Genomic DNA, 24,441 nt, shown 5'->3' with positions numbered 1-24,441 from the left:
GGCCGCTGCATTGGAGGGTGCCGTAAAAGCCAATCAGTGCGTGCTTTCCGCCGGGAAAAGGCTAGGTGAGGGTATAAACATGTGTGCGGTTCCGTTTTCTAAGCAGTCCGCGCGGCGGCGGACATTTAGGCCAACTGCAATTTGGCTTTTACCACAAGCTCCGGAGGACGAGGGAACAGAATGGGGAAGTTATTGCGGTCAGAATCCTTACTCTGAAAGTCACGCGGCAACGGCCCAGAAAACTAAGGACATAACGCTGTTGACTTTCATTTGCCGGGGCGATGCCGAGCCTTCATGAACGTTACTCTGAATGTCATGGTGGGAGCGACGCATAGTCGCGATTCACATGGCTATCATCGTTACGAGGCTGCCTTTCATTTGCCGGGGCGATGCGCCGGTTTCATGAGTGTTACTCAAGAAATTTCAGCGCCTTTCCCACGCCAAACCATGCACCGTAAATGGCGCCCAAGGCATGCGATAAACATAAAATATACAACTGGAATTCCAAATAAGGCGGGAGATTTTCCTGTTGCCGATGGTTGTGAATTATATTTTTTAATGCCAAAAATCGGCTACCGGTTATAGCTTTGGCATGGCGGAAGGACCAACTTATTCTTCGGACTAAGGATTTCTCGCACAGAGCGCCCGAAGCCCGGCCATTGCAAAAGTGGTAGAACATTACGCTGGGAAAAGTTCTGTATTGATAATGATCGGCGATCATGTCGGGGTTGTAGACTTTCTCGCCGCGGAGTATTTTGAATGCCTCCCGTTCGAATTCGCCCAATTGATATTTTTTTCCAGCTAATAACTTGCTTCGGTATGCGACGTTAAATATTACCGATTCGTCCGGTGCATTTTGAATCGGATACCATAATTTGCCGCCGGTCATAATAAAGCTGGCAAACGACCAGCTATTGGTGGATTTTTTATTGCTCAGCGGCCCATAAACGCTAGACACAGTTTCCGGAACCGTTTTAAGGCGTTGATATACATACCCCATATAAGCGCTATCCACATGGTTGTGGTCTTCAAAAAGCAAGGTCCACTCGCTATCTTGCGATAATTGGCCGATATGGGCCCTGAGATGGTATACGGATTTGTCCGGGATATGAATCGGCTGGTAATTACCGGTTGCCTGCACGGAATCGATTGACGACGTCGCTAAAACAACTTGAATATCGTCATATTCATTGTTCAGCAGGTTACCGACGGTATCCATCACTTTATCCGGCTGCTCGCAACTGAATATTACAACCTTTAAAAACACCTTATTTTTCATTGAATTCTGTGTGCTGGATAAATTTGGTATGTGGTAATTCAATAACGCCAATTCGCTCTGGCAATGTCGTCAAGCCACACGGCTATATACGTTTGGCGGATCAGGTCTGTTAGGACTCCGTCCTTAATTTATATCACCCTAACGATCATGAAACTGGTGTATCGCCCCGGCAACTGAAAGACAGACTCGTAGCAGCGATGCACAGTCGCGATGATGGCCTTGCGAATCGGGACTATGCGTTGCTCCCAGCATGACTTTCAGAGTAACGCTCATGAAGACTGGGCATCGCCCCGGCAAATGAAAGTAGTGCAGCTGGGCACGGTTCCTCGCCGCACAGGACGCCGTAAATACGTCCGTGTAGGCTCGTCGGCAGCATCCTTGCTGCCGACGCCTGTCCAACAAGCAACCGTACCCGCTCGATTTTTTACTTTCAGAGTAACGCTCATGAAGGCTCGGCATCGCCCCGGCAAATGAAAGTCAACTGCGTTATGTCCTTAGTGTTCTGGGCCGTTGCCGCGTGACTTTCAGAGTAACCGTCCCGGAGAGAGACGGAACAGAATGCGGAAGTTGTTTTGGCCGGAATCCTTACTCCGTAAAACCTTATAAACCGTTATTCCCCGTCAAGGGATTAAGCGGATTTTTCCGTCGATTAATTCGTAAACCCGATCACAATTTGTAAAAGCCGAATGGCGATGAGCGACGATTATAAGCGTAACATCGCCGGCAAGCGCGTGAATGGTGTGTATTACGGCTTGTTCCGTGGCCATGTCGAGCGCGTTGGTGGCTTCGTCGAGAATAATCACATCCGCTTGCTTGTAAAGCGCGCGCGCCAGCCCGAGCCGTTGGCGCTGCCCGCCCGAGAGTTTAATCCCTCGTTCTCCGATGCGGGTTTGGTAGCCTTGCGGCCAAGATTCGATCAGATCGGCGATTTGCGCTTGCCGGGCGGCTTTTCGGACGCGTTGACGCTCGATATCGGGCTTGGACTGGCCGAATGCGATGTTACTCTCAATGTCTGTATCCGCCAGAAAAATCGCTTGCGGCACGTGGGCAATGCGGGCTTGCCAGCTCCGACGGTTGGCGGCGTTGATAATCTGACCGTCTATCATCATGTTGCCTTCAATGGGTTGCAGTAATCCCATGATAATGTCCAGCAGGGTGCTCTTGCCGCTACCGGTTTTTCCGCTAAGCCCGATTCTTTCCCCCTTGCTTATGCTTAAATCGATGTTTTTCAATATCCAGGGTGTTGCCGAATCGTAACGGAACGAAAGTTGATTCAGCGCTATTTCTGTTTGGAAAACTATCGGCGATGACGGCAATACGTCCGAGTCGGGTGAAGGTTTTTCGAGTATTTCGACGATATCTCGCAGGGACTTGCGGCCGATATGTATATTGGCCCATGCGCCGTAACATTGTTGCAGCAGCGGCAATATTCTTTGCGCGGCCAAGCCGAACAGGCCCAATAAGGGAATCGCGGAAGTCGCGCCATTCTGTTGCCGAATCAGAACATAAGCCAATACGGCGATAAAGCACATGCCCAGTGCCTCCATCAGATAACGGGGAAAAGCGCCGATGAATATGTTGTTCGACTGCACTCGCCGCAAAGCGCGATTAATCCGCTGAAATTGTTCGGCATAAACCGGTTGAGACCCGTCGATCAGAATGTCGCGTATGCCGCCCAGACCTTCCTGCACGCTTTTCACCAACCCAGTGGATTCTTTAACCAGGGTTTGGCTGTTATGCAGCAAGTTGGAGCGGGTAAGCCCGGATATCAGCCAGTAACATAAACCGAATCCGCTAAATACCAGCAGCGTGACGGCGCTATTCACCAATATCATCAAGGCCAATATCAGTATCAGCATCACGCCGTGACCGAATAGGCTTAATATCGGCAACAGGATATGGGTGATCACATTGTCGACCTTGCCCGAAACCAGATTGAGCACCGCGCTGCTGTTGCGGCCGACATGAACGTCGTAGGGTTGAAACAGTACCCTACGATAGAGGTTCAAGCCCAAGTCGGCACCGACGGAAAAAGCCAGTCGCGATGTGGCCCATACCCCGAATAAACGCATCCCGCCGCTGATAAGCACGCTGATTCCGAAAACCAAGGTCAGCGTTAGCAGCAACTGATTTGGCAGGAACGTATTCGACAGCTGTAGAAAAGGCTGGAACAGCGGGTGTTGAAAATGTTCTTCGGACAGCGTCAGGGCAAACAGAAACGGCAGGACGGTGCCTATGCTAACGGTTTCCGCTAGCCCGCTCAGCATCAGAGCGACGGCCAGATAAGATAATTTGCGTTGCTTTTCCGCGCTTATGTGGCGCCAGAGGACTCTTAACAGCGCGCGGGTATCGCTAGAGGTTTTTTCGCTCATCAAAGCCCCGGGTCGGTTTGCTTGACGAGGTGGGCCGGGTATTTCCGTTGTTCCAACAGCTGCCGATAGGTTGCCGCGTAGGCTGCTCCCATTTGCTCGCCGGAAAAATACCGTTCGTAACGCTGTCTTGCCGCTGTTCCCATGCGCTGGTTGAGTTCCTCGTCGTCCAGCAAACGGTTTATCGCATCGGCCAACGCGCGCGGGTCGTTTGCGGGTACCGTAAAGCCGGTTTCGTTGCGGGCGTTTACGTAATTAACGCCGGTATCGATGTCGCAGCAAATCAAGGGCTTTCCAAACATCAGCCCCTCAACCAAAACCATGCCGAAGGCTTCGGAGCGCAAATCCGAGGGCAGGACCACTGCTTTTGTTTTGCGCAAAAACGCCACTTTTGCCGCCTGCGTTTGGCTACCGAGGAATATCAGATTATTCAGCCCCAGGCGCCGGGCTTCCGCCATCGTTTCGGATGTTAACTGTCCGCTGCCTATCAAGACGATTTGGCCGTTTACCCATTTTGCGGCGGCCAACAGGTTGCTCAGCCCCTTGTAGCGGCGAAAGGCGCCAATAAACAGCACGAAGGGCTTGTCGGCATCGAACCGCTGGTTATCGAAGGCGGAAAAATCCGCCGATTTGTCGTAAGCCACTTCGCTGATCGCCAACGGAATCACCCGTAATTTGCCCGCCAAGCCGGGGTGCGACAACACGGGACTGGAATCGCGATACTGCGGCGAGGTCGCTACGATGCAATCCATGTTGGCAAGCATTTTCATGGTCAATGGTTTGCACAAGGTTGCCGCCAGGCCCTTGCCGACGATATCCGACTGATAGGTGATCAGCGCGGGTTTTTGCGGCTTCGCGGCCACATGCATCAAGTCGGCAAACGGCCAGGGAAATTGGTAATGAATGATGTCGGCCCACTCCGCCAGCCGGCGGAATTTCGCATAAGCGGCGGGGCCGCCGATATCGCAGGACAGCGGACTCAGCCATGAGCGGCCGCGGATGATGCGTGCTTCTTGCGCCTCGATGATTTCCGGCAAGGGATTGGGCGACAGAGTGAAAATGCGTGATTCCACGCCGAAGGGTTGGGTGGCGAGGGCGATTTGCCGGATGGCCTCCTGCAGGCCGCCGAATTGGTCGGGATAGTAACAACGGTAGACGTGCAGAACCTTCATGCGGTTTTTAGCACTTTTTGGTAGACGGCCACGGTTTCCGCGGCGCACTTTTGCCAACTGAACCGGCCGGCGCGCTCCAGCAAGCGATTGGCGTATTCCGGACCGGGTGATTCAGTATCCGCCGTCAATCCTTCCATGGCTTGCGTCCAGGCCTCCGTGTCTTCGGCCATCAGTTGGATGCCGATATCGCCCACCACTTCCGGCAGCGAGGAGGCCGCCGAAACCACGGGAATCACACCGCAACCCATGGCCTCCAGCGGCGGCAGTCCGAAGCCTTCGTAAATCGACGGATACAGCAAGGCCCGCGCGGCGGCCATGATTTCCAATAATTCCCGCCGCGGCAGATAACCGAGATAACGTACCTGCCCGGCGGCGAGCAGATCGGCAAAACGCCGGCTGAACGGATTATCTCCCCAGCCCGCCATGCCGGCGATCACCAAGGGATAGCGGCGGCGAATCGAGGGCGCCAAATTTCGATAAGCCTGCAATATGGTGCCCAGGTTTTTTCGCGGCTCCAATGTGCCGACCACCAGAAAGTACTGTTTGAAAGTCAGCGCTTGCCGGAGCAGGCTGCCTTGACATTCGGCGGCGTTTCTCGGCCGGCAGTCGTGTTCCAGGCCCAACGGCACGGCGGTCACCTTGTCCGCCGGAAAGGACAGATACTTTATGACTTCCTGGCGGACATATTCCGAATCGGTAAGCAGATGGCAGGCTTGCCGCACCGCGCGATCAAAATAGCGTTCCATTGCTTTAATCCGGATCTTGGGATGGTATTGCGGGTAATGTAGCCAGGAGAAATCATGCACGGTTACGACTGTCGCGCCGTCAAACGGCAGCGCCAGATAATTGGGCTCGTGATAAAGGTCAAAGTCGGCGCTTCGGCCGCCGAAGCCTTGAATTTGTATCAATCTGCTCAGATCGTAGCCGAACGGCATGGCCCTCCTGATCTTGCAGATCAACGAATTCATATTCGGCATCGATGGCGAAGGCGGTAGCCTGGACCATGTGCGACCGGTGTAATAATGAACCTCATGTTCGCGCAACTTGGCCAGTTCCATGGCCAGATGATGAACATATTGCCCTATACCGGTCAGCGGACCCAATAAAGGTGTGGTATTTAAAACTATGCGCATGTTTGACGGGCGGGAATGTCGGAAATGGAGAGGTTCAATTCGGCGGCTAAAATGCTTGTTTGAGCGTCAATCATGTTGCCGAGCATCACGGCCATGCTCGTCTCGGCTTGCCATCCCAGTAAACCGGCGATTTTGCCGGTGTCTGCTTGGGTCCGTCCGGCATCGACCGGCCTCAGCAAGCCGGTATCGGTCTGAACGTGGTTCCGCCAATCCAGGTTCACTGAACGGTAAGCAATTTCGCAGATGGTTTCCAAGTCGCGGCTATGGCCGGTGCCTATCACAAAGTCGTCCGGCGTATCGTGTTGCAATACCTTCCACATGGCCTCGACGTAATCCCTGGCATATCCCCAGTCGCGGGCGGCGGTAAGATTACCCATGTGCAATCGGCCGTCTGAAACCATCGGCATGCCCAGTTCGTTTTTTAGCGGCGATTCGCGCAAGCCAAGCCGTGCGCAGGCCGCGCCGTGGGCGATTTTCTGCAGGGCGAAGTCCTGTGCGCTACGCTCGCTTTCGTGATTGAACAAAATGCCGCAAGCAATGAATTGGCCGTGGCGATTTCTATAATCAGCGGCGGCGGCATGCGCATATATTTTTGCCTCGGCGTAAGGATTTAGCGGATTGAAAGGCGTAGCCTCGTTTTGCGGCTGTCTGGGCGGCTTGCCGAACATTTCCGAAGATGAAGCCTGGAAAATTTTGGCGCCGGGACAAATATCCCGCGCCAAGTCGAATATCGATACGGCGCCCAGGCCATTGACCGCAAAAACCGCCTCGGGAAAGGCCCGCGAGGCGTAGGTGCGCGAGAATGCCGCCAGGTTATAGATTTCATCGGGACGGCTATGCAGCAATGCGGCTTTGATTTGCCCGGGATCGGTCAGGCATGCGCGCATCAGTTCGATGCGACTGTCGAAGGGCACGCAGTGCCGTCCGGGACGCAAATGTCTGGCGATACCGTGCACCCTATAACCCTTGGCCAACAGATTGTGAGCCAGATACCAGCCGTCCTGACCGGTAATTCCGGTTATAAAAGCGCTTTTGCTTGAATTTTGCAAAATAGAGGTACCAGGCGGCGTTAATTTGCCGCGCTATAGGGATGACGGTGCGCAACTTTAAACTGGAATATCTTGCGTATCAATCGGAATGCACGCCTGTTCGGTATGAAGTTCGCACTTTATCCGGCATCTTCATTTTTTATGCAGCGGCGAATCGCTGCTATGCGGGACTTTTCCCGAGGGCACGTACTTTGCCGCTTCTTCCAGGTGCAGGTCTTGATCGTCGAAGAAAATATGCGGCCTGAAGGCCTTCAGCACTTTGGCTTTTTCCAGCCCGCCCAGAAAGAATACTTCATCCACATAGACGCCCCAATGGCGCAGGGTTTTGATTACCCGCATTTCCGCCGGTGCATTCCTGGCGGTGACTATGGCAATTCGCACCGGCGAAAACGCCACGCTGAACGGCAAGCGGTCCTGCAGGCGCGATAGCTTTTTCAGCAAGGCGGCATAAGGTCCTTCCGGCATTGGGACATCCTGGTTTTCGTCTTCGTTGCTATGAAAGCGGCCCAATCCCTCCGCCTTGTAGACGATCTCGCTGCTGTCGTCGAACAGCACGGCATCGCCGTCGAAGGCGATGCGAACCTGGCCCTCGGGGATGTCGCCCAAGTCGACGGGAGGTTTTTTTACGATGGCCGCGGCACAGGTTTTGCCGTCGATGACTTTCTGTGCATCCTTGATATTGGTGGTCAGGAACAGGTCGACATCGAAGGCCTCCAGGTAGTCGACCACCGATTCGCCGCCGGTAAAGGCATGCCGGGAAATGGGTATTTTTCTGTCCCTGATGTTGTTGAACACCCGGATGCCGGTTTCCGGGCTGTTGCGCGACATCACCACCACCTCGATCAAGGGCGGTTCGCCCGCCGGTTGATATCTGTTCAAATCCAACAAGGCTTTTACCAGTGGCATGCCGGTGCCGTCGGTCAATGCATCGTTTTCCCTGGCCTGCATGTATTCGCGATAGTGCTGAATTGCGGATTCTTTATCGTCGGCGAATTGTTCGCGAAATACCGCATCCGCTTCGCTTAAATCGAATAGCGCCGTTGCGGTCACGCCTATCACCAGGGTATCGGATAAATCCAGCGCCACCATGCCTCCTCGGGTCTTTTTGCTCAATGGCCGCCGACTATAACCCGTTATAGGGTGCTGTCAATGTTTTCGGACCGGGCAATGGCGGAAGGGAGGGAAAAGGCTAACGGCGGACAAGACCTTTGGCTGAAACGCCAAACGGTTGGGAGAGGAGGGGCGGTTTTGCCGATAGACAAAACCGCCCAGGGCAAAGCGGGTTTTATTCGTGTGCCACGAAGCGTTTTCTTTCCTCGGCGCCACGGCCCAGGGCCTTGGCCATCCAGGGCGGCGCGGCGTCGAACACGCTTTGGAATTCGGTCAGCTTGTCCACCGCATCGATCACGTCGGGTACCTTGATCGGATAGATGTCGGCGCGGATCACCTTGGCTGCCGCCGGGCCGCCTATGGATTGCACGAACAGCACGTGGCAATCCTCAATCAGAGTGGCGCGGAACAGGTTGCGGTCGTCGGCGTTGTCGGCCTCTATGGTCGAGCGGATGTCGATTAGGCGGCATTCGGTGCGGGACAATTGATACACTAGAAAACGGATGCAGGAACCGAAATGGCCGTTCAGCAGGGCGCCGCTGTTGGAGGCCACCGCCACCCGGATCGATTCCGGCATGTCGCCGTCCTTGTAGGTTTGAATTTCCGGTAGACCTTCGTCTTCGTCTTCCTCGCCCCATAGATAGCGCACGGCCAGTTTGATGTTGGCCAAGCCGATGCCGATGTCTTCGCCGTCTTCCTCGCCGTCCAAACTGCCGATGCCGGTTTTCAGATTGGTGACGGTGATGGATTTGAGCTTTTCATCGTCCAGCGGCGAGCCGACCTTTTCGTGCAAAATGCCGAGCAGTTGCGGGACGTCTACACCGGGCAGGACGCGCGTTGCCAGCGCGATACGTAAGGCCAGTTCTCGCGATAATTGACTCATAAATCACCTGTAGGTTTGTGATGTTCCTTCCAGCCGGCATAACCGCCCGCCAGACTGTAGACTTGTTTGAAGCCGAAATCGCAAAACATTTCCGCCAGATGTTCGCTGGCATGGCCGTAATAGCAATAAATCAGCATATCGCGGGCCTTGTCGCCTTTTTTCAGCAGGCTGTCGCGCAATTGCTCGTGTACATGCATGGCATTTTCGATATGGCCGGCGCGGTAGTCTTTTAAATCCCGGCAATCCAGGATCAAGGGCTTGGCGTCGGCGATCAGTTGCTCCGCGGCATCGGCAGTGACGGTTTTGAACGGCTTCATGATGTTACCCGCCTGTTTAAATCGGGCCGACGGCGGCTTCTTTTTTGACCACGATGGTTTTGTTCAAGGCGTCGGCGAAGCTAAGGCTTTCACCCTTGAATTTATAGCTTTTGGCGCCTTCATAGACCGTGACCACCTTGTCTTCGGCGGATTGGCCCTTCAGATCGGCTTTTTCGATATACAGGGTTTCCATGGTTTCGTTCCAGACCATGCCTTCCTTGTAGGGCAGCAGCCGAAAGGTGACGCCTTCCAGCTCTATCTGCATGGCACTTTCGATGTTTTCCACATAGAACAGGGTCAAGGTGTCGGCTGTCAGGAATTCTTTGTATTTTTCGATGAACACGGGGATGTGTTGCAGTTCATCGAACAAGCCGTTCAGGAAAATGAATTTGTCGCTGCTGGCCAGGATCGCGGTTTGACGCAACAGTAATTCGGGCGGCTTGCGATCGGTGGTGGAACCTTCGCGGAACGAGCCCTGGATCAGTACCAGATCGCCGCGGTAGGCCCATATTCCGGAATCGCTGGTGGCGCCCAGTACGTTGGTAATGAAGGTCAAACCTTGTTTGTCCAAGTTTTCGAGTAGCATGGAGTGTCTCCTGTTTAAAAAATTCGGTTAATCGTCGTCGGCATCCGTATCGATGCGGCGCCGTTGCACCTGCTGCGGGTCGGCGGTGATCTTGCGGTAAATTTCCACCCGGTCGCCTTCCTTCACCAAGGCATCGAGCTTGGCCAACTTGCCGAAGATGCCGACTTTTTGCGTGGCGAGATCGATATGCGGATATTGTTTCAGCACGCCGGACAACTCGATGGCCTGTTGCACGCTGCTGCCGTCCGGTACTTCCAGACGCAGCCACAATTGGCGGTCGGCTTCCGCGTAGCACACTCCTACGTTCATCGGCGGTCTCCCTTAATGGTCTTGTTCGGCAAATTGCAGTTGGTCGATTACCGCGCCGGGCGTTTGCTTTTGCGCGGCTTTTCTATCCAGCAGACGCTTGGCGGCCACCATGAATCCCAGCATGATGAAGCCTCCGGGCGGCAGGGCCATCAATAAAAAGCCCTTGTATTCGGGTATGACGGTCAATTCCATAAATTGGAAGCCTTCGCCCAACAGCACGGAGGCGTTGGCGAACAGGGTGCCGGCGCCGCTGATTTCCCGCGCCGCGCCCAACACCACCATGGCCAGGGTAAAGCCGACCCCCATCATCAGGCCGTCCCACATGGAGGGCATCAAGGCTTGTTTGGAAGCGAAGGCTTCGGCGCGGCCCAGAATCACGCAGTTGGTGACGATCAGCGGAATGAACAGGCCCAGTACCTTGTGTAATTCGTGCATCCAGGCGTTCAGAAACAAATCCACCAGGGTCACCAGGGCGGCGATCAATAACACGAAGATGGGAATGCGAATTTCGGCCGGAATCAAATGGCGGTTAAACGATACCGCCGCATTGGATGCCACCATCACCACCATGGTGGCCAGGCCCATGCCCAGACCGTTGGTGGCGGTGCCGGTCACCGCCAGCAAGGGGCACAAGGCCAGATTTTGGGTCAATACCACGTTGTTGTCCCACAAACCGTCCTTGGCGATTTTGCGGTAAGGTTCCGAGAATAGCGTATTCAGTTTCATGTCTATGTCTCCCCGAGAGAGCCGGTTTATTGCGTCTAAAACGTTATTTTTCAGGGACTGCGGCCGCACCCGACAGTTGAGCCCGATTGGCCCGATAAAAATCCAGGCCGCGCTTGATGGCCTGTACCACTTTGCGCGGGGTGATGGTGGCGCCGGCGAATTGGTCGAATACCCCGCCGTCTTTTTTTACCGCCCATTGCGCCGCCGACAGGTTATCCAGCGATTTGCCGTTGAAAGCCAACACCCACTTGGACTTGGCCAGTTCTATCTTGTCGCCCAGGCCCGGCGTTTCGACATGGGCGATAACCCGCACGCCCAGAATTTCGCCGTCGGCCTTAACCCCCATCACCAGACTGATGGGGCCGGCGTAGCCGTCGGGCGCGATGAACTTGAAACAGACGGCGTTGACGGCGCCGGCTTTTTTGGCGAGATAAACCACGGTCTCGGCCGCGCCGATGTTGTAATCGGCCGAAGGCAGGGTCACGGTGTCCGCCAGCAGATTGTTATCGTATAAATCCTGGGGTACCACGGCTTCCAGGCTGGCCTTCAAGTCTTCCTCCAGGCGTTGCTGAATTTCCCCACGGGTGGCCAGATCGGCAAAACCCAGCAACACGCTGGCCAGCAGCGCGAACACCGCCAACACGCCGGCCTGATAGCTCAATTTCGAACGCCACAGCGCCAGATTGTCCGGCTCGAGGAAAGCCAGCAACTTTTGCCTGGCGCCCGCCGGGTTTTCCGCTTCCGGCGTTGCGGCGGGTTGTTCGTTTAAGGGGTCTGAACTCATGCGATTCTCTCGGCTAGCTGACGTCTATGGGTTTGCCGTTGCGATAACGCCCATAAATGCGCGGGCGGATGTAATGGTCGATCAGCGGGGTGACCGCATTCATCAATAGAATGGCAAAGCCGGTGCCTTCCGGGTAACCGCCCCAACTGCGGATGATGAATATCAGCAAGCCGCAACCGGCGCCGAAAATCATTTGTCCCAGCGGCGTATTGGGCGAGGTCACGTAATCGGTGGCGATGAAAAACGCCACCAGCATCAGCGCGCCGGAATTCAGGTGTGCCCAGGGGCCCAGATAATGCTGGCTGTCGATCAAGTGTCCCAGGCCGGACAGCAGGGCGATGCTGGACAGCAAGGAAACGGGAATGTGCCATTGGATCACGCCTTCCCGCAGCAACCACAGGCCGCCGCCTAAAATCAGCAGCGTGGAGGTTTCGCCCAGGCTGCCGCGTTCCCAGCCGATGAAGGCCAGAATGCCCGAATACTCGTGCAGCAGGCCGGGCAGGGTCAAATGTTGGGAAAAACCGGTTTTTACCGCGCCCAAAGTGGTGGCGCCGGTGATGCCGTCCAAATCGGACAGGCCGGAAAAAGTGATGCTCAGGCTTTCGAGCAGGCCTGGACCCGCCAAAATCGGCTCGACATTCACCCAGGTGGTCATCTCGATAGGAAAGGAAATCAGCAAGGCCACCCTGGCCAGCATGGCCGGGTTGAACAAGTTTTGTCCCAGGCCGCCGTAGACCTGTTTGCCCAAAATGATGGCAATCCCCGCGCCGACCACGCCTATCCACCAGGGGGCCCAGGGCGGCAGGGTCATGACGACCAGCAGGCCGGTCAGAACGGCGGAACCGTCGCGCAAATAGGGTCCGGCGTTCACGCCCTTCAATTTCAGGCACAAGGCTTCGAACAACAACGCGGATAAAATCGTCACCGCGCACAGATACAGGGCGGGCCAGCCGAACAAAAATATGCCCCAGGCCGTGGCCGGCACCAGCGCGACAATCACCTTGCGCATAATGCTGTCGACGCTGCGCACCGCGACGACATGGGGGCCGCTGATGGGTTTGATGCTCATCGGACTTCCTCCGCGGTGGCTATGTCGGTGGGCTCGCTAATGCTTTGTTGGGCCTGTTGCGCCTTTAGTTTGGCCAGTTCCTGCTCGCGAGCCCTGGCCGCGCGCGCTTCCATCACGCGGCGGGCTTCCGCTTCCTGTTCCAGGCGGATGCGTTCCATGCGTTGGTTGCGGTCATCTATCAGGCGCTTGGTTTGCTCGGATTTATGCTCCATCTGCTGCCGCTTGTACAATTCGCCGGACGCGAACTTGAAGTAATGCACCAAGGGAATATTGGACGGGCAAACGTAGGAACAGCTGCCGCAATTGATGCAATCCTTCAGGCCCAAATCGACGGCGGCGTCCAACTGACTGGCGCGGATGCGGCTGGCCATTTCCAGCGGCAGCAGGCCGACCGGGCAGGCCGTCACGCAGGTGGAGCAACGGATGCAGGGCTTGACTTCCGGGATTTCGATGTCCTGTTCCGACAAGGCCAAAATGCCGTTGCAGGCTTTTACCACCGGCACTTCGCTGAGCGGCAGCGCATCGCCCATCATCGGTCCGCCCATGATCAAGCGGGCGACCCGGCTTTTGTCGGCCGCGCAAAAATCCAGCACTTCCGACATCAGGGTGCCGATCAGCACTTCGACGTTTTTGGGTTCCGCCACCGCGCCGCCGGAAACGGTCACCACCCGGCTGATCAGCGGCTGATTCAGGCATACCGCCTTGTAAACCGCGTGAGCGGTGGCGACGTTGTGTATAACCACGCCGATATCGGTGGCGCGGCCGTCGGCCGGAATTTCCCGGCCGGTCAGATAACGCAGCATTTGCCTGTCCCAACCCATGGGATAACGGGTGGGCACCTGCACTACGTTGATATTGGCGAATTCGGCGCAAGCCTCGCGCATGGCGATAAAGGCTTCGGGTTTATTGTCTTCGATACCGACGGTGGCTTCCGGCGCGTGCATGCCGCGCAACATCAGGCGGATGCCGGTGACGATTTCGCCCGCCCGTTCTTGCATCAGACGGTCGTCGCAGGTCAGATAAGGTTCGCATTCGCCGGCATTGATCAACAACATCTGGATTTTGTTCTTGCGGCCCAAATCGAGTTTTACCGCCGACGGAAACACCGCGCCGCCCAGGCCGACCACGCCGGCCGCGCCGACCAGGGCGCAGATTTCCTCAGCCGGCAGAGACAGCGGATCGTCCGGCGCTTGCAACGGCAGCCATTGATCCAGGCCGTCGGTTTCAATGACAATGGTACGGATGGGCAGGGCGGAGGGGTGGGGGGCCGGAAAATCCAGCACGTCCGCTATCGTGCCCGAACTGGGTGCGTGTACCGGGGCGGAAATAGTGCCTTGGCTATAGGCCAGCAGCTGGCCCTTCAGGACTTTTTCGCCGACTTTGACCAGGGGTTCGGCCGGCTTGCCGACGTGTTGCTGTACCGGGATATACAGTTTTTTCGGCAACGGCATATCCGTGGCGATGGGCAGGCCCGAGGTTTCGACCTTGTGTTCCTCGGCATGAACGCCGCCGCGTAGTCTGGGGTTTTCGAATAAAGCCAGCATGCAGGTTCTCCGGTTAAGCCGCGGCCAGGGGTTTAGGCCAGCGCCAATCGCGCAGGGTGACCTCGATCGGATGCATTTGCAGGCATTCGGTGGGGCAGACGTTGACGCATTTTTCGCAGCCTATGCAGGCGTCGGCCACCACGGCGTGAATTTGTTTGGGGGCGCCGACAATGGCGTCGGTGGGGCAGACCTTGAAACAGCGAGTGCAACCGGTGCAGGTGTCTTCGCTGACGCGGGCCACCATGGGTTCGGCATCCTTGGTCTGGCTCAAATCGACTTCCACCCCGAGCAGTTTTGCCAGTTGTTCCACCAGCGAAGTGCCGCCGGGCGGACACAGCGTAAGGGGAGCGGCACCGGAAACCACCGCCTCGGCGGCCGGCCGGCAGCCCGGAAAGCCGCATTGGCCGCATTGCGAACCGGGCATCAGGGCCTCCACGGTTTCGATCAGTGGGTCGGATTCCACCCGCAGATATTTGGCGGCTATGCCGAGGCTCAAGCCCAGGAACAAACCCAATGCGGTCAGGATGACGATGGCAGATAGAATGTACATAGTCCGTCTCTATGGTTCAGAATATGCCGGCGGCGGTGGGGATGTCGCAAATCTTGCGATTCAAGACAGCCCGTTTCATTTGGTATACAGTCCGGCGAAGCCCATGAATGCCAGGGACAGTATGCCGGCGGTGATGAATGCGATCGGCGTGCCCGAAAAAAGAGCCGGTACAGCCATCAACGCCAGGCGTTCACGGAGACCGGCAAATAGCACCATCACCAGGGTAAAACCCATTGCCGCGCCAAAGCCGAACAGCAGGCTTTGCACGAAATTGTAGTGTTCCTGGATGTTAAGCAACGCCACGCCCAGAACCGCGCAATTGGTGGTGATCAAGGGCAGAAAGATGCCCAAGACCTGATAGAGAACAGGGCTGGTTTTATGTATCACCATTTCGGTGAATTGCACCACGGCGGCAATCACCAAGATAAAGCCCAGAACCCGTAAAAATCCGATATCGAAAGGTATCAACAAGCGGTGTTCCAATACCCAGCTGGCGGCGGAGGCCAGAGTCAATACGAAGGTGGTGGCCAGACCCATGCCCAAGGCGGAATCCAGTTTGTTGGAGACGCCCATGAAGGGGCATAAGCCAAGAAACTTTACCAACACCACATTGTTGACTAACGCCGTCCCTAGAATCAGCAGTAAGTATTCGCCCATTGCCTTTTACGCTCAGTTGTTTGTGAACGATTCAGCATCATCTATGCCAACAATCTCTGTGGGGTTAAATGGGCAGATTTAGTGCATTTGCGGTCCGCGGCGCGGCGGATCAGCTGTATCAAACAGCACATCCGCCGAAGCGGGGGCTTGAATTTTGTCGCAAAGACTACAATATCCCGAGAGACACAAGGGTTTTGCCTGGGCGGATTTGTTACAAAGCCCCAAATTAAGAATATTGGCGTTTTATTTGCTAATGTAATGCGTAGTCGGTTCAATCAAGCAGAGTCAGCAATGAACAAAACAACACCGGATTTTCTCCCAGACCAGATCGCGGCCGAGGTGGCCGAGTTGATCGCACCGGGCGTGGGCTCGCTCGAGTCCGGCCAACTGGGTAGGGGAAAGCCGCAAACCGTCCCCCTGTCGCTGTTCGTGGCCTCGGTTGAGCAGGCGCCGATCGCGATTTCCATTACGGATAAAAAAGCCAACATTCTTTATATCAATAATGCCTTCACCCAGGTCACCGGTTATATGGCCGCCGAAATTCTGGGGCAGAACGAATCCAAACTGTCCGATAAATGCACGCCGAGGCAGGTTTACTACGATCTGTGGCATACCATTTCCCGCAAGCAGGTTTGGCATGGGCAACTGGTGAACCGGCGCAAGCTGGGCCAGCGCTATCTGGCCGACTTGACCATCGCGCCCATGCTGGACGAACACGGTGCCATCAGCCATTACATCGGCATGCACCGCGACGTTACCCAGGCGCATTACGCCGAGCAACAGGTCAACAACCAGAAACAATTGATCGAATCGGTGTTAAATGCATCGCCGGTAGCCATGGTGGTGTTGGACAGCGCCAACCGCATCGTGCTGGACAACCAGATGTATAAAATGCTGATCAGCGAATTGGGTTACGCCGAACCGGCCCTGTTTTTTCTGGATGCCCTGCAACAGGACATGGGCGATTTATGGGCCGCCATGAGCAGCCGGCCGCAAGGCTTCAGCAATCGGGAGATCCGGGTCGAGGGCATAGGCCGCCGGGGTACCCGCTGGTTTTCCTGCTCCGGCAACTGGTTTTGCGAAAACGGCACCGACGCGGATAATTTTTTCTCCCGCCAGTCCAGCAACTATCTACTGTTGACCATTAACGACATCAGCCTGCAACGTAGCCAGCAGGAAAAATTGCAAATGCACACCCTGCGGCAGCTGATGTCCGAGGAAGAGCATATCCGCAGTATCCGCGAAACCCTGCTGGGCGCCATGCACCAGATCCGCCAACCATTGAACCAGATTGGTGCGGCCATTCAGATCATGAGCCAACGCAATGACAGCCAAAACCAGTCGTTAAAGGATTTGTTGAGTCAGGTACAAGCCAGGGGCGAGGAAACCCTGGATACCCTGCAACGTTGCGTGCCGGAAATTCCGGAAACCGCCGTGACACCGGTCAATCTCAATCAACTGCTACATGAAACCATGCTGCTATACAGTCAAAAATTTCTGGCCAACGGGGTGGTGGTGGATTGGCTGCCCAATCCGGTGTTGCCGTCCGTACTCGGTTCGGCCAACAAATTACGCATGCTGTTCAAACAATTGATCGATAACGCCGTCAATGCTATGAACCGTGCCGGCTGCAACGAGCGGCTGATCAATATCAGCACCGGCGTCGAGCACGACTGGGTATGGGTGTCAATCGCCGATAGCGGCCCCGGCATTCCGGCCAATCAGCGGCAAAAAGTATTCGAACCTTTTTTCAGCACCCATCAAAACCTGGGCGGCGCCCAGGCCGGCATGGGCCTTGTAATGGCCAGGGAAATCGTCGGCCAGCATGGCGGCATTATCGAAATCGATTCGGATTACACCGACGGTTGCCGTTTCAACATCAGCTTTCCCTGCCAACAGCATTCGTTGGGAGTAAGCATTCATGAATGATCGCGCCACACTGGTCGAGTCGGAACTGGACACGCTGTTTCTGGTAAGCCAGCTGCTGAACAGCACGCATGATTTGCGTAACAAACTCAAGGGCATTTTGGAGATATTGCATAAACGCTCCGGTCTGCACTTCGGCATGATTACGCTGCGGGACCTGGACGACGACAGCATGAGCATTTGCGAAATATACGGCGACGGCATAGACCGCAGCGTGCGCTACCAGCCCGGCGAAGGCTTGGTGGGTGCCATTCTGGATGAAGGCAGCACCATCGTGGTGGAACGCATTGCCGACGAGCCGCGTTTTTTGAGCCGCCTGGGCGTTTATAACCCCGATCTGCCCTTCATCGGTTCGCCGCTGGCGGTCGAACAAGGCGAAGTGGTGGGTATTTTGGCCGCGCAACCTTGCGATTCCAGCTTTCTCGGCGAGCGGGCCCGCTTTCTGGAAATGGTGGCCAATCTGATCGCCCACAGCGTCAATTCGGTGCGGGCCATGGAGCGCAAGCAAACCGAACTGGTCAACGAGCGGGATTTTCTGAAACAGACCCTGGTCAAGAACTACCGCTTCGAAAACATCATCGGCCATTCCGAACCCATGCTGAAAGTGTTCGACATCATTCGCCAGGTGGCGAAATGGCATACCACGGTGCTGATTCGCGGCGAATCCGGTACCGGTAAGGAAGTGGTGGCCAATGCCATCCATTTCAATTCCAACTGTGCCAGCGGACCGTTTTTAAAGCTCAATTGCGCGGCCTTGCCGGATACCCTGCTGGAGTCGGAATTGTTCGGCCACGAAAAAGGCGCCTTCAGTGGCGCCATCGGCCAACGCAAGGGCCGCTTCGAACTGGCCGACAACGGTACCCTGTTCCTGGACGAAGTGGGCGAGATTTCCGCCTCGTTTCAGGCCAAATTGCTGCGGGTGCTGCAGGAAGGCGAATTCGAACGGGTTGGCGGGGTCAGGACCCTGAAAGTCAACGTGCGCATCATCGCCGCCACCAACCGCAATCTGGAAAAAGACGTGGCGGACGGCCTGTTTCGGGAGGATTTGTATTACCGGCTCAATGTAATGCCCATCAACATGCCGCCGCTACGCGACCGCATCGAGGACATTCCGGAATTGGCGGCGTTTTTATTGAACCGGATTTCCAAACAACAAGGCGGCCGGCCGCTGGAACTGAAGGAAAGCGCCTTGCGCATCCTGATGAAACACAGTTGGTCCGGCAACGTACGGGAACTGGAAAACCGCCTGGAACGCGCCGCCATCATGAGCCACGACGGCATCATAGACCGCGACGTCATCATCAGCACCGGCCTGGAAGACGAAATCAGCCTCAACCGCCCGCAACCGTCCGCGCCGATCAGGATGATGGATTTGCATGACGAGGATATGGACGAGCGCGAACGGGTGATAGCCGCGCTGGAACAATGCGGTTGGGTACAGGCCAAGGCCGCCCGCCTGTTGGACATGACGCCACGACAAATCGCCTATCGGATTCAGACCCTGAATATCAGCGTCAAGCAGATCTAGCCTAAGCCGGCCGCCGTTCAATAGATGTCGTCGTAAAAGCCCCTTCGCCTAGGAGCCGTGACTTTGTTACGGCAGGGATGCTAATAACTTTGCGAGCTTTGACTCAAATCATTGAAGGAGTCGACAAATGGCTGATAATAGCCATGTATCAAATAACGCCGGCTGAAATGGAAGCGGCGATGGTTATTAGAATCAAAAGTAGGGTAGAAAAAATTAAGACCTTGATAAGTAGTTATTTATCAAGGTCTTAACTATATGTAATGGCGGAGAGCTAGGGATTCGAACCGGACAGGTCAAAACCAAAACCACATTGATGCTGTTCCGCTGCCGCAACGTAATTGAACAAATCAAGGCCAATTACCAAATCGTCGCCGAGGAAATGCTGCTCTGGGGTTGGTGGGCACTCCGCAGCAAAAAGAATTTCTGGATCACCACGACGCGAAACAGTTGTTGAGCGAAGCCCGCGCAACATCTGATTTGTCACCCCAGGCGCGAGCCAGTTTCCTGGATAACGAGCTAAAACTGCTTAGCCAACTAGACGAAGAATTCCAAAAAAAGTCGCAGAACAGTAATCCAAACACCTGGTCGAATCCCACCAGCGTTTTAGCGCCCCGATGGATAAACAGCAATTCCAGGTAGTCTATCCGGTACTGCCGATGGACTTACTTGGTATTTATATTTTGTTGCCAGAATAGCTATGCACTAGCATACTGAATTAATCGACTATTTATATGAGGAGCCACCATGCAAACCGTCACCGTTTCTGAACAAGGCCAAGTCGTATTGCCACTCGACATACGTAAACAATTAGGCATTACCGCTGGTTCCCAGCTTAATCTGATCTTGGAAAATGCCGGATTAAGAGTCGAAGTCAAAAAACGCATACAACCAACGCGGCCAGAAGATGGCTATGGCCTATTGGTATGTAAACAACCAGGTGAAAGACATCTATCTGAATTTGATGTTGCTCAAGCCATGCGGGATGCCGAATGATCGGAGTCGACACGAATATACTGGCTCGATTTTATGTCGACGATCCAAATGATCCCACAACGCCCAATCGCCCACCGCATCCTGACGGGTTCAGAACAGTTATTCGTACCTTTAACGGTCATTCTGGAATTGGAATGGGTGTTGCGCGCGTTTTATCGCTTTGATGCCAGTGATTTTCGCCGCGTGGTTGAACATTTGCTCGGGCTTACCCATGTCAATGTCGAAGAATGGCCGCGCGTTGCGCAAGCTTTGGCATTACAAGCCGAGGGTCTGGATTTTGCCGATGCCCTCCATCATACGGCCTGCAACCAATGCCAACGTTTTTATAGCTTTGATGATCGCCGTTTTGCGCGCCGTGCCGCTCGCTTACCGTTGACACCACCGGTAATCGTTCCCACGGAATAAATGCATGACGACGGTACAAATGGCTCATTATGTCGAGCAATTGCTGTCCATGCTTATCAAGCAAACGGAAATACCCATAGACGCAATTATCGTCGTTGACGGCACAGGCAAAATCGCTAACGGACAAAAACAGCTAAAAATACGAAACCTGATGCGCATCGCACAATAAGGGGCGTTTAACCCAAATTAACGGATTAATTGAAACATGAACTACCCCAGTATTCGCATCGAAGATACCATCCTGTCGCCCGATATACTCGAAGGCTTGCATGACGACACTATCGGCCAGCGCCTCGCCGATTTTGGCCTCGATAGCGGCCAAAGTCAAAGACGAAGTCGCCCGTGCCTGGGCCGACGCCCAAGATTACTGGCGGATATTTCAGCGCAAACTCGACACTCTAAAAACCGACAGCCCCGCCACCACCCAAACCCGCAACAACAGGATTCTCTGCTGCAACTCATTCAGGCTCTGCCAAAATGATCCGAATGGTTTCGAGCGTCATGAGCAATGTCATCGGCTGAAGTGGCGAATGAACAAAGCCACGCGATAAATAGAATTGTTTGGCTGGTTCAGATAACGCATGCACCAATAGCCCTCTTCCTGTACGCGCCTAAAACCAGAAGCATATTGCGCTGCTATTAGGGGTGGAATTGCCCCTTTACTAGGTCAAAACCAGCATGGGTTGCGGAAATGGGTGAAAATAGACATAAAAAACCGGCGCTATGGCCGGTTTGTATTCGATATAACTTGTTGATATATCAGGAATAATGGCAGAGAGCTAGTCCTTCTAACAAAAGTCCTATATCGTTTTTTGTCGTCCTAAATTCTTGTTAAAAAACGATAAGTTACAAATTTATTGTCCAGCTTGGTTCGATAAAATATACTCCAATCCGATGCCGAAAGTAGGGTAGGAAGTAGGGTAGGAAGTAGGGTAGGATTTATGAGTCGGATTTTGAATAAGCTGAACGCACGCAAGGTTGTGACAATCAAAACTCCCGGTTATCACAGTGATGGTGGTGGTCTTTACCTACAGGTTAGTCCGACACTTTCAAAAAGCTGGATTTTCAAATTTGTCAGGAATAAAAAGGCTACCGAGATTGGTCTGGGTAGTTTTGGCGATATTTCGCTGGAAGCAGCCAGGGAGCAAGCATCTGAGTACCGAAAGCTGCTCAAGCAAGGTCTGAATCCTCTGGTGGAAAAACGGAAAATTGAACGCGAGCTTCATTTGTCCGTCGCCAAGTCAATGACATTTGCAGAATGTGCCTCCGCTTACATTGAAATTAATCGCCATGGCTGGAAAAATCCTAAGCATGCTCAGCAATGGTCGAATACCCTAGAACAGTACGCATCTCCAACCATTGGCAAACTCCCGGTCGCGGAAGTCGATACGGCACTGGTTGTTAAATGTCTTGAAGGAATCTGGACCTCCAAAAATGAAACGGCCAGCAGATTGCGAGGTCGCATCGAAACGGTGCTGGATTGGGCGACTGTAAGCAAATATCGAGAAGGTGAAAATCCAGCTCGATGGCGTGGTCATCTTGACAAGATATTACCTAAACCATCCAAAGTTCAAAATGTCGAACATCACGCCGCATTGCCTTACACGGATATATCGGAATTTATTGTAAAACTAAGAAATCAACAAGGCATCGCCGCGCGATGTCTGGAATTTACGATCCTTACCGCTGCCCGAACCAATGAATCCATTGGCGCAACTTGGGATGAAATAGATGTTATCAGTCAGACGTGGACCATTCCCGTCGAACGGATGAAAGCCAACAAACCTCATCGAGTGCCCTTGTCGCCTCGGGCAATGGCCATGCTGCAACTATTAAAACGCATGGGCCTACCGGAACTGACGGTTCACGGATTTCGATCTAGTTTTAGGGATTGGGCTGCTGAAACAACCCATTATCCCAATGAAGTACTTGAAATGGCATTAGCCCACACGATTAAAAATCAGGCAGAGGCAGCGTATCGCCGAGGCGATTTGATGGAAAAGCGATCTCAGCTCATGGCCGACTGGACTATGTATTGCGAGCAGGGTAATCAGGCTTTAAGGTAGTGTTCCGGTTAAGTTCAAATAGTAGCGCGTATGTTTGCGTTCTCCCGTTCTAAACAATACGCCCTTGGCGACCAGATCCTGCAGATCACGCGTGGCCGTTGCTGAAGGTGCCCCCGTGATGCTGCGATATTTGTCCGCACTCAATCCGCCTGTGAAGCCATCCGGACCTTCCCGAAACATTCTGGCCAAGGCTTTTTCCTGTCGCGGATTCAGTTGCCCACGCACGTGGTCGTAGAGTTTGGTTTTTTGAATTAAGAAATCGATCCATTGATGGGTGTATTCCTGAGCGGCCATTACCAATTCGGCGAAATAAACCAGCCAATCAGTCACGTCGATTTGCTTGTTAGCCATTTCCAAAGCGGTGTAGTACGCATTACGGTGGCGTTCGATGGTAAATGCCAGGGCGATTAATGTCGGTTGCCCCAGACATTGGGCCAATGCCTTTTCGGCAATGGCGCGACCGATGCGACCGTTACCGTCTTCGAACGGATGGATGCTGACAAAATAAGGATGCGCGATCCCCGCGCGCTGTAAGGTCGGCAAGGGCGTGTTTCCATCAGGTGCCGTGCTATTAAACCAATCAATGAACTGATCCATTTCCGGCGTCATTTGGCAGGATGGCGGCGCCTCGAAATGGACCTTGGGCGCATAAATGGGACCTGAGACAATTCGCATCGGGTCGTCGTGAGTTCGATACCGTCCGACATCCTGTAGGTCGCTACGACCGGCCGTAATCCAAGTGTGCCAGCGATACAACTGCTCATGACTTAGTGGGGTAGCAAAATGCTGGTACAAATCGACCATAACCTCCGCGATGCCTTGCTCGGCTGGCGGGACTTTTCGATGATCGGTGACTAAACCGAATTGACGGCAAATCGAAGACTGCAGGCTGTCCCGGTTGAGATATTCGCCTTCAATGGCTGACGTTTTCAAGGCTTCATTGCTGATTAGCTCGATGGTCAAATGCCGCTTGTCGTCTTCAGACAAATGCTTGATCGCGCCGAATGACACACCGGCGCCGAGCAACAAGCGCTTTTCAAAATCATCCAGCTGCGTCGCGTTGTAGGTGAAGCGCGGCCAACCCGCCAGTTGCCAATTCCAGATCATGATTAATACAAAATGATTTTATCGATCATAAATATATCATTTATTGAGCGATAAAGGACCTGTTTAAACATCACGCAGCCTGCATTGCGACTCTGGGAACACCCGAGCACTGTAACTGTTGAAAATGAGATTACTGGTATTACCGGTGTTACCACCCTCTCTGGTGTAGGCTGCAAAGGATATGTCGACGGATTATCCAGTATTACCGGTATTACTCGCAGACGATGTCTATAAATCAGCTTCCAGATCATCCAGATATATCTCTTGTCTAAATCGATTTAATCGATTTTGGCGTCACCCCAGTTTTTAATACCCCGCTTTTCAATGGCGGTTGGTGCGAAAGTCATTCATGTCGTTAAATCTGAATTGTCCAATAAAATCCAACGCCGTCCAGCCTGTATTCATCACTTAAGCAATTGAAATAAAATGAAAAAACCATTTGACAGTCGCTTAATTTCAACCCCAAAATAGCCCCGCACGTAGAACTTTTCGGGACGAAATTTTCATAGACTGCACTTCGGCAGTATAAAAAGCGAAGAAGTACCAGCTATATAGCCCCTAGTGGGGTGGCAGAGGAACGCCGCTGGATGTACTGTGTCCGTTGGGCCTTAGGGTCATGCGTCCACGCTTAAATTTATTTTTGGTGCAGATGGAGTGTTGAAAACGCTCTATCTGGGTCGGCAGGGAAAATGCGCCTTGATGAAAGGCACGGTCGCTGTCGATAGTGAAGCAATTTTAAGATTCATCAACGATCGTCTGCTGATCGCTGATTATTCCAAAGCGCCTTGATGGCGCAAACCAATAGACCGCGCGAGTAGAGTTTCGAAAGGCGGTGTTGCCATTGCGCGTTTGCAGGCGCGCAGAAATTTTGTCTGGAAT

General features: G+C 54.0%; 25 protein-coding genes. 8 read left to right on the top strand and 17 right to left on the bottom strand.

Translation table 11 applies throughout. From position 1 onward, the window contains the following. Nucleotides 1–409 precede the first annotated feature (409 nt). From NP590_RS10540 to rsxA, 16 genes are all read right to left on the bottom strand, one after another. Entirely contained in the window at nt 410–1,279 is an 870-nt protein-coding gene (locus NP590_RS10540) for a hypothetical protein (RefSeq protein WP_256602340.1), read from the bottom strand. Nucleotides 1,280–1,899: 620 nt separating this feature from the next. Further along, nucleotides 1,900–3,651 (bottom strand): ABC transporter ATP-binding protein, encoded by a 1,752-nt coding sequence (locus tag NP590_RS10535; RefSeq protein ID WP_256602339.1) that lies wholly within the window; start codon nt 3,649–3,651, stop codon nt 1,900–1,902. Further along, nucleotides 3,651–4,820, bottom strand: a complete 1,170-nt coding sequence (locus tag NP590_RS10530; protein ID WP_256602338.1) for a glycosyltransferase — start codon at nt 4,818–4,820, stop codon at nt 3,651–3,653. Before NP590_RS10530 ends, NP590_RS10535 begins: the two co-directional genes overlap by 1 nt. After that, on the bottom strand, nt 4,817–5,953 hold the full coding sequence (locus NP590_RS10525) for a glycosyltransferase family 4 protein (protein ID WP_256602337.1): 1,137 nt from the start codon (nt 5,951–5,953) through the stop codon (nt 4,817–4,819). Before NP590_RS10525 ends, NP590_RS10530 begins: the two co-directional genes overlap by 4 nt. Next, nucleotides 5,944–7,002: a GDP-mannose 4,6-dehydratase gene (locus tag NP590_RS10520; RefSeq protein ID WP_256602336.1), complete on the bottom strand. Its 1,059-nt coding sequence runs from the start codon at nt 7,000–7,002 to the stop codon at nt 5,944–5,946. The genes NP590_RS10525 and NP590_RS10520 overlap by 10 nt, the downstream gene beginning before the upstream one ends. Nucleotides 7,003–7,134: 132 nt before the next feature. After that, nucleotides 7,135–8,115 (bottom strand): 5'-nucleotidase, encoded by a 981-nt coding sequence (locus NP590_RS10515; protein ID WP_256602335.1) that lies wholly within the window; start codon nt 8,113–8,115, stop codon nt 7,135–7,137. A gap of 172 nt (nt 8,116–8,287) precedes the next feature. Further along, entirely contained in the window at nt 8,288–8,995 is a 708-nt protein-coding gene (locus tag NP590_RS10510; RefSeq protein ID WP_256602334.1) for a dinitrogenase iron-molybdenum cofactor biosynthesis protein, read from the bottom strand. Further along, nucleotides 8,992–9,312 carry a rhodanese-like domain-containing protein gene (locus tag NP590_RS10505; RefSeq protein ID WP_256602333.1) on the bottom strand — a complete coding sequence of 107 codons (321 nt, stop codon included), beginning with the start codon at nt 9,310–9,312 and terminating at the stop codon, nt 8,992–8,994. Before NP590_RS10505 ends, NP590_RS10510 begins: the two co-directional genes overlap by 4 nt. Nucleotides 9,313–9,328: 16 nt before the next feature. Continuing rightward, nucleotides 9,329–9,898 (bottom strand): hypothetical protein, encoded by a 570-nt coding sequence (locus tag NP590_RS10500; protein WP_256602332.1) that lies wholly within the window; start codon nt 9,896–9,898, stop codon nt 9,329–9,331. A 27-nt stretch (nt 9,899–9,925) separates the two neighbouring features. Continuing rightward, the gene (locus NP590_RS10495; protein WP_256602331.1) at nt 9,926–10,207 is read right to left on the bottom strand and encodes an RnfH family protein; all 282 of its coding nucleotides are present in this window, start codon (nt 10,205–10,207) and stop codon (nt 9,926–9,928) included. 12 nt (nt 10,208–10,219) lie between these two features. Beyond that, complete coding sequence (locus tag NP590_RS10490) at nt 10,220–10,933, bottom strand: electron transport complex subunit E (protein WP_256602330.1); 714 nt, start codon at nt 10,931–10,933, stop codon at nt 10,220–10,222. Nucleotides 10,934–10,976: 43 nt separating this feature from the next. Then, the gene (rsxG, locus tag NP590_RS10485; RefSeq protein ID WP_256602329.1) at nt 10,977–11,717 is read right to left on the bottom strand and encodes an electron transport complex subunit RsxG; all 741 of its coding nucleotides are present in this window, start codon (nt 11,715–11,717) and stop codon (nt 10,977–10,979) included. A 13-nt stretch (nt 11,718–11,730) separates the two neighbouring features. Beyond that, complete coding sequence (locus tag NP590_RS10480) at nt 11,731–12,786, bottom strand: RnfABCDGE type electron transport complex subunit D (RefSeq protein WP_256602328.1); 1,056 nt, start codon at nt 12,784–12,786, stop codon at nt 11,731–11,733. Continuing rightward, nucleotides 12,783–14,330: an electron transport complex subunit RsxC gene (gene rsxC / locus NP590_RS10475; protein ID WP_256602327.1), complete on the bottom strand. Its 1,548-nt coding sequence runs from the start codon at nt 14,328–14,330 to the stop codon at nt 12,783–12,785. Before rsxC ends, NP590_RS10480 begins: the two co-directional genes overlap by 4 nt. A gap of 13 nt (nt 14,331–14,343) precedes the next feature. Next, nucleotides 14,344–14,880: an electron transport complex subunit RsxB gene (gene rsxB, locus NP590_RS10470; protein ID WP_256602326.1), complete on the bottom strand. Its 537-nt coding sequence runs from the start codon at nt 14,878–14,880 to the stop codon at nt 14,344–14,346. Nucleotides 14,881–14,955: 75 nt separating this feature from the next. Then, the gene (gene rsxA, locus NP590_RS10465) at nt 14,956–15,537 is read right to left on the bottom strand and encodes an electron transport complex subunit RsxA (protein ID WP_256602325.1); all 582 of its coding nucleotides are present in this window, start codon (nt 15,535–15,537) and stop codon (nt 14,956–14,958) included. 291 nt (nt 15,538–15,828) lie between these two features. Here rsxA and nifL point away from each other — a divergent pair, with 291 nt between their 5' ends. From nifL to NP590_RS10425, 8 genes are all read left to right on the top strand, one after another. Next, on the top strand, nt 15,829–17,466 hold the full coding sequence (nifL, locus tag NP590_RS10460; protein WP_256602324.1) for a nitrogen fixation negative regulator NifL: 1,638 nt from the start codon (nt 15,829–15,831) through the stop codon (nt 17,464–17,466). Next, nucleotides 17,459–18,991 (top strand): nif-specific transcriptional activator NifA, encoded by a 1,533-nt coding sequence (gene nifA, locus NP590_RS10455; RefSeq protein WP_256602323.1) that lies wholly within the window; start codon nt 17,459–17,461, stop codon nt 18,989–18,991. The genes nifL and nifA overlap by 8 nt, the downstream gene beginning before the upstream one ends. A 313-nt stretch (nt 18,992–19,304) precedes the next feature. Continuing rightward, a complete protein-coding gene (locus NP590_RS10450) occupies nt 19,305–19,445 on the top strand; it encodes a hypothetical protein (RefSeq protein ID WP_256602322.1) in 141 nt (46 codons plus the stop codon). A 290-nt stretch (nt 19,446–19,735) separates the two neighbouring features. Next, nucleotides 19,736–19,984 carry an AbrB/MazE/SpoVT family DNA-binding domain-containing protein gene (locus NP590_RS10445; RefSeq protein ID WP_256602321.1) on the top strand — a complete coding sequence of 83 codons (249 nt, stop codon included), beginning with the start codon at nt 19,736–19,738 and terminating at the stop codon, nt 19,982–19,984. A gap of 33 nt (nt 19,985–20,017) precedes the next feature. Next, nucleotides 20,018–20,389 carry a type II toxin-antitoxin system VapC family toxin gene (locus tag NP590_RS10440; protein ID WP_256602320.1) on the top strand — a complete coding sequence of 124 codons (372 nt, stop codon included), beginning with the start codon at nt 20,018–20,020 and terminating at the stop codon, nt 20,387–20,389. Nucleotides 20,390–20,393: 4 nt separating this feature from the next. Continuing rightward, nucleotides 20,394–20,558, top strand: a complete 165-nt coding sequence (locus tag NP590_RS10435) for a hypothetical protein (protein ID WP_256602319.1) — start codon at nt 20,394–20,396, stop codon at nt 20,556–20,558. A gap of 100 nt (nt 20,559–20,658) precedes the next feature. Then, nucleotides 20,659–20,940, top strand: coding sequence for a hypothetical protein (locus NP590_RS10430; RefSeq protein WP_256602318.1), 282 nt, complete (start codon nt 20,659–20,661; stop codon nt 20,938–20,940). Between the two features lie 402 nt (nt 20,941–21,342). Next, nucleotides 21,343–22,455 (top strand): tyrosine-type recombinase/integrase, encoded by a 1,113-nt coding sequence (locus NP590_RS10425; RefSeq protein WP_256602317.1) that lies wholly within the window; start codon nt 21,343–21,345, stop codon nt 22,453–22,455. Here the strand turns inward: NP590_RS10425 and NP590_RS10420 are convergent. Continuing rightward, nucleotides 22,447–23,562 (bottom strand): Fic family protein, encoded by a 1,116-nt coding sequence (locus NP590_RS10420; RefSeq protein ID WP_256602316.1) that lies wholly within the window; start codon nt 23,560–23,562, stop codon nt 22,447–22,449. The two genes, NP590_RS10425 and NP590_RS10420, sit on opposite strands and share 9 nt — an antisense overlap. Nucleotides 23,563–24,441 lie beyond the last annotated feature (879 nt).

This window comes from Methylomonas subterranea (assembly GCF_024505185.1).
Lineage (GTDB): Bacteria > Pseudomonadota > Gammaproteobacteria > Methylococcales > Methylomonadaceae > Methylomonas > Methylomonas subterranea.
Note: the sequence above shows the minus strand (reverse complement) of the source record. Positions and strands in the feature narration are given on the sequence as shown.